Origin of the sequence: Clostridium sp. JN-1, assembly GCF_003718715.1 — a bacterium.
In the GTDB taxonomy this organism is placed as follows: domain Bacteria; phylum Bacillota; class Clostridia; order Clostridiales; family Clostridiaceae; genus Clostridium_AV.
Genome location: NZ_CP033465.1, coordinates 2,716,307 through 2,732,846 on the forward strand (window position 1 = coordinate 2,716,307; position 16,540 = coordinate 2,732,846).

Here is a 16,540-nt window from a genome sequence, read left to right on the forward strand (position 1 = left end):
CTTTTATTTCTTTTTAGGAGGTAAATATATGATAAAAGATCTGATTTATGTTATCTCGAAAGAGAAACACTCAGAAAAAGATTTGAACGAAATTTTAACTACTCATCCGGAAATAAAATTTGTATCATTACTTGCAATTGACTTGGCTGGTAATGCAACTGACGAAAAAATTCCTATTAATATATTCTTAGATGATATAACAGGTTTCCTAAAGGGCGCAATTCAAACTGACGGCTCTTCTGTTGTACTCCCCGGAATTGCCACCTTAAATAATGCAAAAGTAGATATGTTAGCAGATCTTGATGTTAACTGGTTTATCGAATATAACAATGAAAATTTAGATCCTATAAGTGGAAAACCTGTAGGAACACTGAGAATCCCCTGCTTCTTGTATCATGAAAATTCACCAGTAGACTCAAGACATATTCTAAAAAACTCTGTTCAATATTTAAGATCAACTCTTCTAGATTTATTTAAAAAATACCCAGAATCACTATCAAATTTTGAAATTAAATATGATGATATAGATGATGTAATTATTACTTGTGCTACCGAACTAGAATTTTGGGTAAAAACTCCTAACGATAAATCTAGTGTTGAAGAATTATCTACTTCACAAGTTCTGCAGGAACAATACTGGTCAAAGATAAAAGGATGCGTTAGAACAGCGCTTGAACAATCACTTTCATTAATGGAGACATATGGTTTAGAACCTGAAATGGGACACAAAGAAGTTGGTGGAGTAAAAGCTAAATTAAATGAATCAGGAAACTTTACTCACATAATGGAACAGCTTGAAATAGATTGGAAGTATTCTACTGCATTACAAGCTGCTGATAATGAATTATTAGTAAAGAGTATAGTTAAAGAGGTTTTCAGAAGTAATGGATTAGATGTAACTTTCCTTGCAAAACCGATGGATGGTGTTGCTGGAAGCGGAAAACACACTCACCTTGGTATAGCTTTAAAGCTTAAAAACGGCAAAAGAATCAATCTGTTTGCTGCTCCAATAAAACACTTCTTAAGTATTTTTGGGTATGCTTCAGTAATGGGAATTCTTAAGAATTATGAAGTAATAAACCCATTTGTTTCTTCAACAAATGACTCATTAAGAAGACTTAAGCCGGGTTTTGAAGCTCCTATATGCATAGTTACATCAATAGGAAATTCTGTTGATATTCCATCTAGAAACAGAACTGTATTAGTTGGAGTAATAAGGGATGTCAACAATCCTTTAGCTGCAAGATTTGAGCTTAGATCTCCAAATCCTCATACAAACACTTATTTAGTTGTTTCTGCTTTATTCCAAGCAATGATAGATGGAATAAAATATGCAGTAACTAATGGTAAAACAGAAGATGACCTTTTAGCTGAACTTTCTAAGAATCCCGGAGATGAAGCTGATTACTTGGAAAAATCCAGGGCATACAGAAGTGAAGAGGATGTGTTTGAAGACTTTACTGATGAAGAAAGAGAAAATTACTTTGGTAAAGCACCTAACACAGTATATGAAAACTTATGTGCTCTTGACAAATACCCTGAAAAGAAAGCAGTTCTTCTTCAAGGCGGCGTATTTAATGAAAAACTTATAAACAGCTTTAGATTAGGAATTACTACAAAGTGGATTATAGAAATGAATAATAGAATTATACCAAATTATGCAGATGAAATAAGAGGTTGTAAAATGCTTCATTCTATAGACAAAGCATTAGATTTAGATGTTGCTAATTGGATGAGGATAAACGACTTAAGGTACTATCTATTAAAGGATTCTTATGAAAAGCAGAGTTTATTTACAAGAATAAAGAATGCTAGTAAAATTAACAACTATGATGAAGTTTCAAATCTTCAAATAGAACTTGATGAAAAAATCAATGAATTAAGAGATTTATACAGCACTTATAAAAAGAACTTACTAGACATCTAGTATAATGAAAATGCACTGCCTTAGGGCAGTGTATTTTTATTTAAGTAATTCTTCTAACATTAATGCAGTACAAAACCAAATAAGTAATCCACATCCAATATGTGTATTTTTTGATCTTCAATATCAATTACTTTTTCCTTTTTTAATTCATGAAGAATACGATTTACACTATTTCGAGTTGAAATTCCGCAGAATCCTCCTATGTCTTCATTAGTTATCGGAAAATCAATTAGGTATCCTATTTTTTCTCTTTTGCCAAACTTATTGATTAAGCTGTATAAGAAAGCACAAACTGCACCTTTTTTACTATTCATAGTCATGATTTGTTGGTTATGTATGCTTTTTGATAATTCACATCTATAATATTGATTTATATATCTTTGTAACTGTATATTACTATGTACATATTTCCAAAATGTAACCCGTGGAATTTTATAAAAAATTGCCTTTTGAGATTCAATCCTTACATTAAAAGGCGAAGATGTATATTTGCTGACCTCATCTTTCAATAAAGATATAATATTCGGTACACAAATATAAGATATGTTAAACTCACGTCCATCTTTTAAAATAATACTTGTTTTAATTATTCCTTTTTTTAAAACATAAGTATATTGTTCTTCTAATCCATAGTATGTTAAATATGTATGATATCTTTTAGTAACAACTGGTGTATTATGCATTTCTAAAAAGTTTATCAAGAACCCTAAATCCACATATATCCCTCCTTATACTTTTTCATTAAAACAGCTTAAATCAATTATTAATTTAAAAAAATTGTCAAAACACATAATTTAATGTGACATTTGTTAACATTTGTTGACATCATATGATATTTTATCACACTATAACTTAATTATATACTAATTAACGAAAGAGGAGGATAGATATCATGTTAAAATTTAAATTACCATATGATTCTAAGAACGTTAATTTTGAATTGAGTGAAAAAAATTTTGCCGGACTATTGGAATCGAAGCAGGGAACTTATGAGTGTAAAGAAAGAGAAAATGAAATTGTTGAAAAATCATTAGACAATGTAATAGGCAGTACTTCTTTGGAAGAATTAGCAAAAGGGAAAAAAAATATTGTCATCATTAGTAGTGATCATACCAGACCAGTTCCTTCTCATATTATTACACCTATTTTATTGAGGAGAATTCGCAGCGTATCTCCTAATGCACGTATTCGTATTTTAGTTGCTGCAGGATTTCACAGACCAAGTACAAGGAAAGAATTAATCGCCAAATATGGACAAGAAATTGTTGATAATGAAGAAATAGTAATGCACATTTCAAAGGACGATGCATCCATGAAAAAAATCGGCATTTTACCAAGTGGTGGAGAATGTATCATAAATAAAATTGCTGCTGAAGCTGATTTACTTTTAGCGGAAGGATTTATAGAAGCACATTTCTTTGCCGGATTTTCTGGCGGTAGGAAATCAGTATTACCTGGTATTGCTTCATATAAAACAATTATGGCAAATCACAGTGGAGAATTTATAAATAATAAGAATTCCCGTACTGGAAACTTGTGTCATAACTTAGTTCACGAAGATATGGTTTATGCAGCAAGAGCTGCTAAATTAGCTTTCATTATTAATGTAGTATTAAATGGCGATCATAAAATTATTGGATCATTTGCCGGCGATTTAGAAAAAGCCCATCTAGCAGGCTGTAAATTTGTAAATAGTTTGGCTTGTGTAAATAAAGTTGATTGTGATATAGCTATTTCTACAAATGGTGGATATCCTCTTGACCAAAATATTTATCAGGCAGTTAAAGGGATGACAGCTGCAGAAGCAACTTTAAATGAAGGTGGAGTAATCATTATGGCCGCTGGATGTAGAGATGGACACGGCGGACAAGATTTTTATGATAATATAGCTAATGTAAAAGATCCAAAAGAATTCTTAGATTTAGCAATTAAAACCCCTAGATCAAAAACTTTACCAGAACAGTGGACATCGCAAATTTTAGCTAGAATTCTAGTTCATCATAAGGTTATTATGGTTTCTGATTTAGTAGATCCTTCGCTAGTTACTGGTTTACACATGGAAATTGTGAGGACCATTAACGAAGCATTAAATCGTGCATTTGAATTAAAAGGAAAGGATGCAAAGGTAGCAGTAATACCTGATGGATTAAGTGTCATCGTTAAGCCTAAAAATTAACATAAAGTATTAAATAATTTGAAGTAAAAAATTTATATAAATCACAACAGGAGGAATAAACATGTTTCACAATTTAATTGCTGAATTTTTAGGTACTGCACTTATGATTATATTTGGTGTAGGAGTACATTGTGATGAGGTATTAAAAAATACTAAATATCGCGGAAGTGGACATTTATTTGCAATTACAACATGGGCATTTGGAATTTCAATTGCTTTATTTGTTTTTGGGGGTGTCTGCATTAATCCCGCTATGGCTTTAGCTCAAAGTATATTAGGAATGATTCCTTGGTCTTATTTTATTCCTTATTGTATAGCAGAATTCTTAGGTGCCCTTATTGGTGCATTAATTGTATATGTACTGTATGCTGACCACTTTAAAGCTAGTGAAAACGAAGTGGATCCAATTGCTATTAGAAATATTTTTTCTACTAACCCAATTATTCGTAATTTGCCAAGAAACTTTTTTGTAGAGATGTTTGCAACTTTTATATTTGTATCATCTATTTTAGCAATAGCATTAAAAAATGAAAGCATGCTGCCAATAGGAGTTGGTCTTTTAGTATGGGCAATCGGTATGGCACTAGGAGGTCCTACTGGATTCGCAATGAATCAAGCTCGTGATTTAGGTCCAAGACTTGCATTTCAAATACTGCCAATAAAAAATAAAGCCGACAATGACTGGCAATATGGATTATTAATACCTGGTATAGCACCCTTTGTTGGTGCTGCATTAGCTGCAGCATTCATACATTGTTATTTTGGTGTTTGATATTGTATATGGCAAAATTAATATTTCTATTTACTTTACAATTATAAAATAAGGTTCATAAACACCTTTTTATAAAATATCTGTTAAAAATAATACAGGATAATAAATTATCCTGTATTAAATATAAACTTAACTTTATGGCTGTGAAATTAAAAATCACGCAGTTCAAAAGTTTTTATAATATTAGACTTTCTATTGTTTACACTTTTCCACAATTCCATCTTATCTATTTTGACAGTATTGATTAATTCATTCCTTTTTACACTTTCACATGCCGCTACATATTCTTTGTTATTCCATTCCTTTAACCCAAAATTAGCTTTTGCGAGAGGTATATAAAGATCATTATTTTCGAAGTTATTTTCCTTAACATTAAATTTATGCAGTCTAAGCATTTCATTTATCTGTCTTGCTAACCTTATGATATATCCTTTACTTTCAACTTTAATATCTACTACTCTAAAATTTGTATTAAAACTTAAATCATTATTTATTTCAGCTTTAAATTTTTTATAAGGTTTCAATATATCAGAAACAACTTTGCAAAACTTATCTATATCTGGGTCTTCTAATACTTCCATATCTATATGAGGCATATGTATATTTTTATAAAGCTTATATCTTCTGCATATGTTCCTTTGTACTTTTTCTATATTAGAGCAAGAATTTTTATCAAATAAAGCTACTAAATAATACTTCATATTTTTTTAATCCTCCAAATCATTTCCCCATAAAATATAACTAAACTTAGTATTAATTATATCATTATATTAAAATGTCTGCAAAATGATAATATGCGAAAAATCGTATTGACTTGTATATTGTTTTAGTGTATTGTTAATATAGTACACTAAAACAATATGGAGGTATCATAATGGGAATAACATTTAATGACAAGATCCCAATTTACTTGCAAATAGTTAACTTTGTAAAAAGGGATATAGTATCTGGCAAACTTAAGCCGGGAGATAAACTTCCTTCAGTAAGAGAAATGTCTGCAAACTTCAAAGTCAATCCAAATACCCTCCAAAGAGCATACCAAGAGTTGGAAAGGGAAAATATAACTTATACTCAAAGAGGTACAGGGAGTTTTGTAAGTGAGGAGACTGATATTGTGAATCAACTAAAAAAAGAGATGGCTAAAGAATCTATATATGAATTTTTAAAACAAATGAAAAGTTTAGGATTCAGCTCAAGGGAAATAATTAATATTGTAAGACAAGAACTAGGGGAGGAATTATAGATATGGATATTCTAGTTAAAGCGTCAAACTTGAAAAAGAATTATTTCAATAAAAAAGCTTTAAATAATATAAATTTAGAAATAGAAAAAGGTAAAATAGTAGGACTTTTAGGTCCAAATGGCAGTGGAAAAACAACATTTCTTAAAATAGCAGCTGGTATATTAAAACAAAACAGCGGTGAAATATTAGTAGATGGTAAAAAGCCTGGAACTTATACAAAATCAATAGTTTCCTACTTGCCAGACAAGGACTATTTATTTAAATGGATGAAGATAAAAGATGCTATAAGTTTCTTCAATGATTTTTATAAGGATTTTGATAGAGAAAAAGCATATGAATTTTTAAAATTCATGGATTTAGATGAAAATAGCAGTGTTAAATCACTTTCAAGAGGTATGTCTGAAAAATTGTATTTAACTCTAACTCTTTCGAGAAAAGCAAAGCTCTATATATTGGATGAACCTTTAGGAGGAGTTGACCCTACTACAAGAGAAAAGATATTAAATGCTATATTAGATAACTACAGTAAAGATAGTTCAATGATAATTACCACACACCTTATAAGTGATATTGAAAGACTCTTTGACGAAGTTGTTTTTATATCTAATGGAGAAATAGTATTACAAGGCGATGCAGAAGAACTTAGACGTGAAAAACAAGTATCAATTGATGAGTTGTATAGGGAGGTTTTTAAATAATGTTAAAACTAATTAAGTATGAGTTAAAAGGCTTATATAAAGATATTATTATAATGGCTTCTTCAATTATTATTTTAAACTTATTGCTATATACACGAATCAATTCATGGCAAAGCGGTTCTATAATTGCATGTTCATCTCTTATAAGTTTTGCTGCTATGATTATAGTATTTATATGGAACATAATGTTATTTTCAAGGGATATGTATCAAGATAGTGGATATCTTTTATTTAGTATACCTGAGAAAGGCTGTGTTATTTTAGGTGCTAAAGTTTTAACAGCTTTAATTCAAGCTGTATTTATTGGATGTATAGCTTTTATATTTAACTATATAACTTATTATACAACTGAAAAAGTTATGCTAATGCAAATTTCAAATGCATTACATTTAATTAATATTAAAGGTGCAGTACTCGTTATCTTAGCATCTATATTTCAATATATTTATCTATTAATACTAATATATTTTTGCATATCATTAAGTAAGATGGCCATTAAAAGCAGAAGATTTGGTAAGCTTGGGAGCTTTATAATATTTATAGTTATTTCTATTATACTTGCTAAATTACTCGAGACTATAGTATTTATATTCCCTCAATGCTTTGATTTAACTTTGCTTTCAACAGATACAGGTATACTTTCTGTAAATATATCATCAATCATATTTAGTATTTTAACATTCATATTATTCTTCACTGGATGTTCTTATATTCTCGAAAATAAAATTGACTTGTAAAAGCGAATATAACTAGGTAATTTAATTCTAATGATGATACTTGCCCCTAAATTTTAAATTTAGGGGCTTTTTTACATTATATTACACAAAACATCGTGTTTATATTTTTAAATTTATTGTTAAAATATCATGGAATTATGATATAATAAAATTTGTGTAATAATTTGAATTTTAACATGTTGGTTTTATTATAAATATTAAATTTTGATTATGATAAGGATGGGTACATAATGAATAAATTAGTTATTAACGGGGGAAAATCCCTCTTTGGATCTATAGAAATAAATGGTGCTAAGAATGCTGCTGTTGCAATATTACCTGCTGCTATAATGGCAAGTAAAAATGTATGTACTATAGATAATATACCTAATATAGAGGATGTTCATTGTCTTGAAAGAATTCTTAAAAGTTTAGGATGTAATTTAAAAATAAGTAAGAACTCTGTTGAAATAGATAGTACTAATATAAATAACTTAAATGCAAATACAGAGGATGTTAGAAAGATGAGGGCTTCATATTATCTTATAGGGGCGCTGCTTGGTAGATTTAAAAAAGCAAGGGTAGAACTCCCGGGAGGATGTCCTATAGGGGTTAGACCTATAGATCAACATATAAAAGGATTTGAGGCTCTAGGTGCACATGTAGAGATAAAACATGGTTCAGTTGTAATATCAGCTGATAGATTAATTGGAACAAACATATTTTTCGATGTAGTAAGCGTAGGTGCAACTATAAATGTAATGTTAGCTGCATCTTTGGCTGAAGGAGTAACTACTCTTGAAAATGTTGCAAAAGAACCGCATATAGTAGATGTTGCTAACTTTTTAAATAGTATGGGTGCCAATATAAAAGGCGCTGGTACAGATATTATAAGAATAACTGGTGTAAAAGAACTCAAAGGATGTTCTTATAGTGTTATACCTGACCAAATAGAAGCTGGAACTTATATGATTGCTGCTGCTGCCTGCAGCGGTGAAGTTACCCTGCAAAATGTTATTCCTAAACATTTAGAATCAATTTCTGCAAAACTCATAGAAATGGGTGCAGAAGTTAAAGAAGATGGTGATTCTATTACAATAAAATCTGACAAAACATTAAAGGGTGTAAATATAAAAACACAGCCTTACCCTGGTTTCCCAACAGATGTACAACAGCCAATGAGTGCCCTTTTAAGTGTATCTAAAGGTAGAAGTATCATCAATGAGAGCATATGGGAAAGCAGATTTAAACACGTAGATGAGCTAAAGAAAATGGGTGCTAATATAAAAGTTGAAGGTAGAACTGCAATTATAGATGGAGTAAGTAACTTAACAGGCGCTGTTGTCAAAGCTACAGACTTGAGAGCTGGTGCAGCTATGGTTATAGCTGGACTTATTGCAGAAGGAACTACTGAAGTATTGAGCATAGAACATATAGACAGAGGGTACCCAAACATTGAAGATAAGTTCAAAGCTCTAGGTGCTGATATTAAAAGAGTTTCTTATTCTGAATAGTATCTTATAGGAGAGTTGCCATGATTTTTTGTCCTTTATATAGCGGCAGCAGCGGTAATAGTATATTTGTTGCTGCACATAACACTAAAATATTAGTTGATGCTGGTCTTGCCGGCAAGAAAATAGAAAGTGCTCTTTCACAAATTGGTGAAAATCCACAAGATATAGATGCCATATTTGTAACTCATGAACATATAGATCATATAAAAGGAGTAGGTGTTCTATCTAGAAAATATGACATACCTATATATGCAAATGCACTTACATGGAAGGCTATGGCTAAATCTATTGGCAAAATAAAAGAAGATAATATAAAAGTACTTGACAATAAATATATTAACATTAAAGATATGGATATATTAAGTTATAAAATTTCTCACGATGCTGCATCCCCTTTTGGATATTCCATAAATTGTGGAAGTAAAAAGGCTTGTATAGCAACGGACCTTGGATTTTTTCCAAAAGAATTAAATCACATCTTAAGGGATGCTGATGTGATCTTACTAGAAAGTAATCACGATACAGAAATGCTTAAGTTTGGACCATATCCTTATGTACTAAAGAGAAGAATACTTAGTGACCTAGGTCATTTGTCTAATGATGACTGTGGAAAAGCAATAGTTAGTATTACAAATGGTAAATTTAAAAATATCATATTAGGACATTTAAGCAAGACAAATAATTATCCCGAACTTGCTTATCAAACTGTACTAAACGTACTAAACAGTGCAGGGATTAAGGTAAATTTAGATTTAAATTTATCAATAGCAAAAAGAGATATGCCTAGTAACTATATAAAATTTTAATAAAAAAGGGTGAAGCTATGAAAAAAACTCTTTGTTTAATAATATCGTCTGCTGCCGTGATATCATCCTTATTTTATGGATGTAGTAGTAAGGATCTTTTGAGTTCAAACAACAAAGAAAAAGAAAAGCAAATAGTTTTATCTAATGAAAAGGAAAATACCTTAGACTTAAATTTGTATTTTAATTCTTCATCTTCACCAAACAACCTCAAGATGTTGAAAGAAGAGAGGATAATAAAAAAAGACGAGCTATTAGGTGAAACTATCATAAATGAGTTGATTAAAGGTCCTTCAGTCAAAAGTGAATCAAAACCATTACTTCCTAAGGATACTAGACTTATAAGCTTTTCTGTAAATGACAACATTGCATATATAAACTTTAGTAAAGAAGCAAATATATCAATGTCACCGCAAGTTGAAAAGGCTTGTTTGGAAAGCATTATTTTGTCTCTTAATCAGATTTCTTCAATACACAAAGTAAAGCTTTCTATTGAAAATAAAGATGTTAACATATGGGGAAATCATTTTGATTTATCTAAACCGCTTGGCAAAAATGACCTTGATAATTCTAAATTGTAGTAACTAATATAATCTTGCTAAGTTATTACACATTTTCGTGCTAAAACATTGTTGAAAAAAAGTATTTTTTTTATTATAATGTTTTAAGTAATATGTATTTTTAAAGGAGAAAAAAAGTATGAGTTTATATAAAGATTGGACAGATACAGTTGTAAGTTTTGTAAAAACAAATGGAGAGGCTGCTTTTTGGAAAGAATATGGTGCTATTGAAAAGCATCTTTACACAAAAGTCCTAGCTGATCACAGTGAATGTATTGATGGCATTATAAAAGACTTGGCAGAAAATTTTGAAGTACAGCCAGTATACTTTATGGGATTTTTAGATGGAATAAATGATAGCTTAAAAGAACATTTAGATTTGGAAAATTTAGATGATAATTCTTCCATTAGTATTAAAGTTGACTTTGAAAAGTTATATTTTAATATGTTAGATGCTAAGGCTGATTATTTATATCACCTTCCTCAATGGGACTCAATTTTTTCAAAAGAAAAGAGAAGAGAAATTCATAAGACATGGGCTGCTTCTAAAACTGTTATAAATAAAAATAAAATTGGTAGAAATGATCCTTGCCCTTGTGGAAGCGGCAAGAAATATAAAAATTGCTGTGGTAAAAATTAAGCTGCAGTACACAGCTAAAAATCCTTACATTTTAGGTAAGGATTTTTTTAATTTACCATAGGAGATGATATAATGAAAATAGATATAGTATGCGTTGGTAAGATTAAAGAAAACTATTTAAGAGATGCTATAAAAGAGTATTCAAAAAGGCTTAGTAGATACTGTAAGCTTCAAATTTTAGAGGTTCCAGATGAAAAGGCTCCTGAAAATTACTCAAATAAGGAAAAGGAGATAATTAAAAAAAAGGAAGGTAAATCGATTTTAAAACATATAAAAGAAAATAGCTTTATAATAACACTTGATCTTAGGGGAAAAATGCTCTCATCGGAAGAAATGTCCTCTTTTATTAAAGATTGTTGTATCAAAGGACATAGTAATTTAGTCTTTATAATAGGCGGCTCCCTTGGTTTATCAGATGAAGTATTAGCTAAAGCTAACTTTTCACTTTGTTTTTCAAAGATGACTTTTCCTCATCAACTCATGAGAGTAATACTTATGGAACAATTATATAGGAGTTATAAAATAATGAATAATGAACCTTATCATAAATAGGAGGGGTTGGTTAAACTATGAAACTAAAAAAAAACATTTCTAAAATATGTGTATGTGTTTTTATAATTTTTATATTTGTATTTATATATTTTAATAGTCCTTTAAAGAAAAGTACCAAGCCGCCTAGAGCTGATGGAACTTTTATTCAAGTAGATCTTGCACAAAATTGGAATGACGAAAAGTGGAAAAAAGAACTTACATATTTAAAAGAAGCTAATATGCACTATATAGTACTATCTGGCGTTTCTATAACTAAAGACAATATAACTCAAACAGCTTATAAAAGTTCTATTCCTGGATTTCAAAAAATATATGGTAATTACGATCCTGTAGATCTTTGTTTGAAAAATGCTGAAGATTTAAACATGAAAGTCTTTATAGATACAAACTTTAATAGTGACTGGTGGAACAAATCTGGAGATGATGCAAACTGGCTAAATGAACAAGTTGTTAAAATGAATTCTGCTGCCGATGAGTTGTATTCAAAATATCATTCTAAATATCCAAATTCGTTTTATGGCTGGTATTTTCCATATGAAGTTGATAATGCAAAGTTTTCAACTCAATCTCAATTTCTAGTACTATCTAATGCTGTAAATAATCATCTTAAGCACTTGGTAAGCAAAAATGAGAGGCTTCCATTTTTAATGTCTCCTTTCATGAATTCGTTTTGCAGTAGTGCAAATGAATATGCTGAAAACTGGAAGGTGTTTTTTAAAAACACACAGCTTAAACCTGGAGATATATTTTGTCCTCAAGACTCCATAGGCAGTGGTAAATTAAAAATTGATGAAGTAAACGAATGGTTTACTGCCTTAAAAAAAGCTGTGAACTCAAAAAGTGGTTTATTGCTTTGGGCAAACGCAGAAACCTTTGATTATAGGGACAGCTCTAGTTCAACACTTGATCGTTTTACAAAGCAGCTTAAGCTAGAAAGTCCATGCGTTGATAACATTATATGTTTTTCCTATAGCCATTATTATAGTCCAAATAATATAGATGATGGATTTCATAAAGCTTATATTAAATATTTAAAAAAAGGTACCTTAAGTAATGTGAAAATTAACGAACCTAAGGATATCTATGTATCTTCAATTTCGAACAATCAATTTTTAGTGTCCTGGGATAAGCCGGATGATACTAAGAATATATGTGGTTATAAATTATATCGAAATGGTGTTTTGATATATCAAAACATTGTACAGAGAAAATATGGTGGAAATATTGATGAAACTTCTAATAAATTTGTAGATAAGCCTTACCTTGGTACAAACATAAATAAATGCACATACGAGGTTAGAAGTTTTGATTTCGATGGTAATCTATCTAAACCTTCAAAGTCAATTACAGTTAATATAACTCCTGCATCCGAAATGCCTAACTTGATTTCTAAAGGATGTAAGTATACAATATCACCTAATCCTCAATCAACGTATGCTGATAATGGACTTAAATTAACAGATTCTTTATATTCGCCAAATAATAAAGTTAAAGACAATTATTTTATAGGGTGGTATAATGATCCTGTAGAGATAACTGTAGATTTAAATCAAATTTGTAGTATACGTCAATTTTCAATTGACTATTTAAGTAATCCTACTTCGTGGGCTGAACTTCCTGAAAAGGCTTCTATATCGGTTTCAAAGGACGGAAAAAACTATGAACCAGTTGGTATGCTAAACTTTCCTACAGTTCCTTTTTCAGAACGTGATGGAGCAAAGTATAAAATTTTCTTGACTCTTAAGTCACCTGTTGACGCTAGGTTTGTAAAATTCTTTTCTGTTACTAAACCAAGTAATTATACTTTTATAGATGAAATAGAAGTTCGAAATTAACTTATAAAAGTCATAGAATACTTTTATCTTATAAGGTAAGAATTAAAACTAGATTGACACATTATACTACAAACATTATAATTTTTCAGGAGGAAAACATATGAAAACAATTTTAGTAAAACAACTCTATAGACAATATGAAAGCTTTGATAATGAGGAAGTCGAATTAACTGGATGGGTTAGAACAATACGTGATTCTAAATCCTTTGGATTCATTGAATTAAATGATGGAACATTTTTTAAAAATGTACAGATAGTTCTTGATGAAAGTTTAGATAATTTCAAAGAGATATGTAAATTACCTATAAGTACTTCTCTTAAAGTACTTGGTACTGTGGCTGTTACTCCAAACTCAAAACAACCTTTTGAGATAAAAGCAAAAGCTATAACAGTTGAAGGTAATTCATCTTCAGATTATCCTCTTCAGAAAAAAAGACATTCACTTGAATACTTGAGAACAATTGCACACCTAAGACCAAGAAGTAATACGTTTTCAGCAGTATTTAGAGTGCGTTCACTTGCAGCTTATGCTGTTCACAAATTCTTTCAAGAGCAAAATTTCGTATATGTAAATACTCCGATAATAACTGGCAGCGATTGTGAAGGTGCTGGTGAAATGTTTAAAATAACAACTCTTGATTTTAATAATATGCCTAAAACTAAAGATGGAAATGTAGACTTTTCTAAGGACTTTTTTGGTAAAGAAACAAATTTAACTGTAAGTGGACAGTTGTCTGCCGAAACTCTTGCTCTTGCATTTAGAAACGTATATACATTTGGACCTACCTTCAGAGCTGAAAATTCAAATACAGGAAGGCATGCTTCTGAATTCTGGATGATAGAACCAGAAATGGCCTTTGCTGAATTAAAAGATTATATGGATACAGCTGAAGGACTAGTTAAGTACATAATAAATTACGTAATGGAAAATGCTCCTGAAGAAATGCAATTTTTCAATTCATTTATTGATAAAGGATTATTTGATAGATTAAAAAATGTAATTAATTCTGAATTTGGTAGAATTACCTACACAGAAGCTGTTGATATTCTTGAAAAATCAGGTCATGAATTTCAGTATCCTGTACATTGGGGAATAGACCTTCAGACAGAGCATGAAAGGTACTTAACTGAACAAGTATTTAAAAAACCTATATTTGTAACTGATTATCCTAAAGATATAAAGGCATTTTATATGAGGATGAATGAAGATGGTAAAACAGTTGCTGCAGCTGATCTATTAGTACCTGGTGTTGGAGAAATAGTAGGTGGAAGTCAAAGAGAAGAAAGATATGATGTCCTTGAAAAGAGAATTGAAGAATTAGGTTTAAACAAAAAGGACTACTGGTGGTATCTTGAACTTAGAAAATACGGTGAAACCAAACATTCAGGATTTGGATTAGGATTTGAAAGAATATTAATGTACTTAACAGGAATGCAAAATATAAGAGATGTAATCCCATTCCCAAGAACACCTGGTTCTGCAGAATTTTAATATACAGTTAAATTAATTATGGGGGTATTTTCATGGAAAAAAGGATAGGTGTAATAGGTATAGTCATTGAAAATATAGAAAATGCACCTAAAGTAAACAGTATACTGCATGACTTTGCACACATAATAGTCGGAAGACTTGGAATACCTTATAGAGAAAGAGGTATTTCAGTTATATCTGTAATTATAGATGGTACTACTGATGATGTTAGTGCACTGACTGGTAAGCTTGGTAAAATAGATGGCATAAATGTAAAATCTGCAATGACTAAAAAATGATTTTTTTAAAAGAAAGAAGTAGAGGTACTTCTTTCTTTTAAAAATCTTAATATCCAACTTTCTGTCTTTCATGATTCACACAATTTTTTTTATAATATGCTTCTTCTATTTCTTCTTTTGAAAATTTTAAACTATTTCCAAGAGTTAAGAAGTCTTCAAATAAAGTTATGTAATGATCTTTTGAATTGCAAACTATAAAATCATTTATATCTATATATAGATTTGAAAATTGTCCAACAATATCATACTGCGGATTTCTTCCTTGAACTTCTACGTCTGTGAACCCTTTCTCAATTCCAATAGTTAGTATAAAGTGAAGACAATCTACAAATTCCTCTAGTATAACCTTCTTATCAGAAGGTTGTTTGTTACTCCAAAACTTAAAACATCTAGTCTCATTAGCAAGTTCTGCTAGCTCAACTTGAAGAGCTAACACCTTTTTAGATAGTAAAGATTCATCTTCTAAATTATGATTCCTTTCAATATGCTGATCTAAATTTTGCTGCAATTCAAATAGTCTCTGTAAATTCATATAAAAAAACCACCTTTCCATCCTTATAATTAAATATAAATAATTCTTCATATGAACTTGTTTTATTTAATATAATTGCTCCTATATATATTTTAGCGAAATTTAATAAATATTAAAACAATGGGCAAACGGTTACATAAAAAAAATTTTTATAATCTAAAAAATTTTTATATTTCTATAAATTGATATGTTATAATACAAATTTTATCTAAAAATTTCAGTCACCTGTCATACTTCGTGTAGATAATATCTTTTATGAATATTTTATGTTATTTTATACATAAACTTAAACTTATAATAAAAATTATTATGGTTAAAATAACTTTAGAAAAGGTGGTGTCATAAATGTTTGCTGTTATATCTTCCTTAATAGCAGGTATCTGCATGAGCTTTCAAGGAGTTTTTAATACAAGATTAAATGAAAAGATAGGAATATGGGAAACAAACCTTATTGTTCAAGGTATAGGTTTAATTGTAACCTTGCTAATCGTACTTGTACTTGGAACTGGAAACTTGAAAAATATAAAAAGTTGTAATAAATTATATCTTTCAGGCGGCGTACTTGGTGTAATCATAATATATACTGTCATACAAGGTATAGGAAAACTTGGACCAACATGCTCAACTGCAATTATACTGATAGCTCAACTTGTATCTGCTAGTTTAATAGATGCTTTTGGACTTTTTGATACACAGAGGATTAAATTTGATTCACCTAAAATAATCGGTGTTTTTGTTATGATTTTAGGGATTATAATCTTTAAATATAAACGCTAATAGACTAAATTCATATATAAGGATA

Annotated in this window: 18 protein-coding genes; 15 read left to right on the forward strand and 3 right to left on the reverse strand. The window is 29.9% G+C overall.

From position 1 onward, the window contains the following. Positions 1-28: 28 nt before the first annotated feature. On the forward strand, positions 29-1,927 hold the full coding sequence (locus EBB51_RS13065) for a glutamine synthetase (protein WP_123054849.1): 1,899 nt from the start codon (positions 29-31) through the stop codon (positions 1,925-1,927). 59 nt (positions 1,928-1,986) lie between these two features. Here EBB51_RS13065 and EBB51_RS13070 read toward each other — a convergent pair whose 3' ends face one another. Then, a complete protein-coding gene (locus EBB51_RS13070; protein WP_190285288.1) occupies positions 1,987-2,643 on the reverse strand; it encodes a Crp/Fnr family transcriptional regulator in 657 nt (218 codons plus the stop codon). Between the two features lie 176 nt (positions 2,644-2,819). On the opposite strand from EBB51_RS13070, the gene larA reads away from it, so the two are divergent. Together larA and larD are read left to right on the forward strand one after the other, a co-directional pair. Beyond that, the gene (larA, locus tag EBB51_RS13075) at positions 2,820-4,103 is read left to right on the forward strand and encodes a nickel-dependent lactate racemase (protein ID WP_123054850.1); all 1,284 of its coding nucleotides are present in this window, start codon (positions 2,820-2,822) and stop codon (positions 4,101-4,103) included. A 61-nt stretch (positions 4,104-4,164) separates the two neighbouring features. After that, positions 4,165-4,875 (forward strand): D/L-lactic acid transporter LarD, encoded by a 711-nt coding sequence (larD, locus tag EBB51_RS13080; RefSeq protein WP_123054851.1) that lies wholly within the window; start codon positions 4,165-4,167, stop codon positions 4,873-4,875. A 149-nt stretch (positions 4,876-5,024) separates the two neighbouring features. Here the strand turns inward: larD and EBB51_RS13085 are convergent, their stop codons facing one another. Then, the gene (locus EBB51_RS13085; RefSeq protein ID WP_123054852.1) at positions 5,025-5,576 is read right to left on the reverse strand and encodes a 2'-5' RNA ligase family protein; all 552 of its coding nucleotides are present in this window, start codon (positions 5,574-5,576) and stop codon (positions 5,025-5,027) included. Positions 5,577-5,749: 173 nt separating this feature from the next. Here EBB51_RS13085 and EBB51_RS13090 point away from each other — a divergent pair, with 173 nt between their 5' ends. From EBB51_RS13090 to EBB51_RS13140, 11 genes are all read left to right on the forward strand, one after another. Beyond that, positions 5,750-6,118 carry a GntR family transcriptional regulator gene (locus EBB51_RS13090; RefSeq protein WP_123054853.1) on the forward strand — a complete coding sequence of 123 codons (369 nt, stop codon included), beginning with the start codon at positions 5,750-5,752 and terminating at the stop codon, positions 6,116-6,118. A 2-nt stretch (positions 6,119-6,120) separates the two neighbouring features. Beyond that, on the forward strand, positions 6,121-6,816 hold the full coding sequence (locus EBB51_RS13095; protein ID WP_123054854.1) for an ABC transporter ATP-binding protein: 696 nt from the start codon (positions 6,121-6,123) through the stop codon (positions 6,814-6,816). Continuing rightward, on the forward strand, positions 6,816-7,553 hold the full coding sequence (locus EBB51_RS13100; protein ID WP_123054855.1) for a hypothetical protein: 738 nt from the start codon (positions 6,816-6,818) through the stop codon (positions 7,551-7,553). Before EBB51_RS13095 ends, EBB51_RS13100 begins: the two co-directional genes overlap by 1 nt. A 230-nt stretch (positions 7,554-7,783) precedes the next feature. Beyond that, positions 7,784-9,046 (forward strand): UDP-N-acetylglucosamine 1-carboxyvinyltransferase, encoded by a 1,263-nt coding sequence (locus EBB51_RS13105; RefSeq protein WP_123054856.1) that lies wholly within the window; start codon positions 7,784-7,786, stop codon positions 9,044-9,046. A 20-nt stretch (positions 9,047-9,066) separates the two neighbouring features. Continuing rightward, complete coding sequence (locus tag EBB51_RS13110) at positions 9,067-9,852, forward strand: MBL fold metallo-hydrolase (protein ID WP_123054857.1); 786 nt, start codon at positions 9,067-9,069, stop codon at positions 9,850-9,852. Positions 9,853-9,869: 17 nt separating this feature from the next. After that, positions 9,870-10,430, forward strand: coding sequence for a GerMN domain-containing protein (locus EBB51_RS13115; RefSeq protein WP_123054858.1), 561 nt, complete (start codon positions 9,870-9,872; stop codon positions 10,428-10,430). A gap of 118 nt (positions 10,431-10,548) precedes the next feature. Beyond that, positions 10,549-11,049, forward strand: coding sequence for an SEC-C metal-binding domain-containing protein (locus EBB51_RS13120; RefSeq protein WP_123054859.1), 501 nt, complete (start codon positions 10,549-10,551; stop codon positions 11,047-11,049). Between the two features lie 72 nt (positions 11,050-11,121). Beyond that, entirely contained in the window at positions 11,122-11,601 is a 480-nt protein-coding gene (gene rlmH, locus EBB51_RS13125) for a 23S rRNA (pseudouridine(1915)-N(3))-methyltransferase RlmH (protein WP_123054860.1), read from the forward strand. A 17-nt stretch (positions 11,602-11,618) separates the two neighbouring features. Next, positions 11,619-13,436 carry a DUF4434 domain-containing protein gene (locus tag EBB51_RS13130; protein WP_123054861.1) on the forward strand — a complete coding sequence of 606 codons (1,818 nt, stop codon included), beginning with the start codon at positions 11,619-11,621 and terminating at the stop codon, positions 13,434-13,436. 100 nt (positions 13,437-13,536) lie between these two features. Next, positions 13,537-14,928, forward strand: coding sequence for an asparagine--tRNA ligase (gene asnS / locus EBB51_RS13135; RefSeq protein WP_123054862.1), 1,392 nt, complete (start codon positions 13,537-13,539; stop codon positions 14,926-14,928). Between the two features lie 32 nt (positions 14,929-14,960). Beyond that, complete coding sequence (locus EBB51_RS13140; protein WP_123054863.1) at positions 14,961-15,206, forward strand: TM1266 family iron-only hydrogenase system putative regulator; 246 nt, start codon at positions 14,961-14,963, stop codon at positions 15,204-15,206. Between the two features lie 46 nt (positions 15,207-15,252). Here the strand turns inward: EBB51_RS13140 and EBB51_RS13145 are convergent, their stop codons facing one another. Further along, complete coding sequence (locus EBB51_RS13145; protein WP_123054864.1) at positions 15,253-15,738, reverse strand: dUTP diphosphatase; 486 nt, start codon at positions 15,736-15,738, stop codon at positions 15,253-15,255. Positions 15,739-16,083: 345 nt separating this feature from the next. Here EBB51_RS13145 and EBB51_RS13150 point away from each other — a divergent pair, with 345 nt between their 5' ends. Then, positions 16,084-16,515, forward strand: a complete 432-nt coding sequence (locus EBB51_RS13150; RefSeq protein WP_123054865.1) for a DMT family transporter — start codon at positions 16,084-16,086, stop codon at positions 16,513-16,515. Positions 16,516-16,540 lie beyond the last annotated feature (25 nt).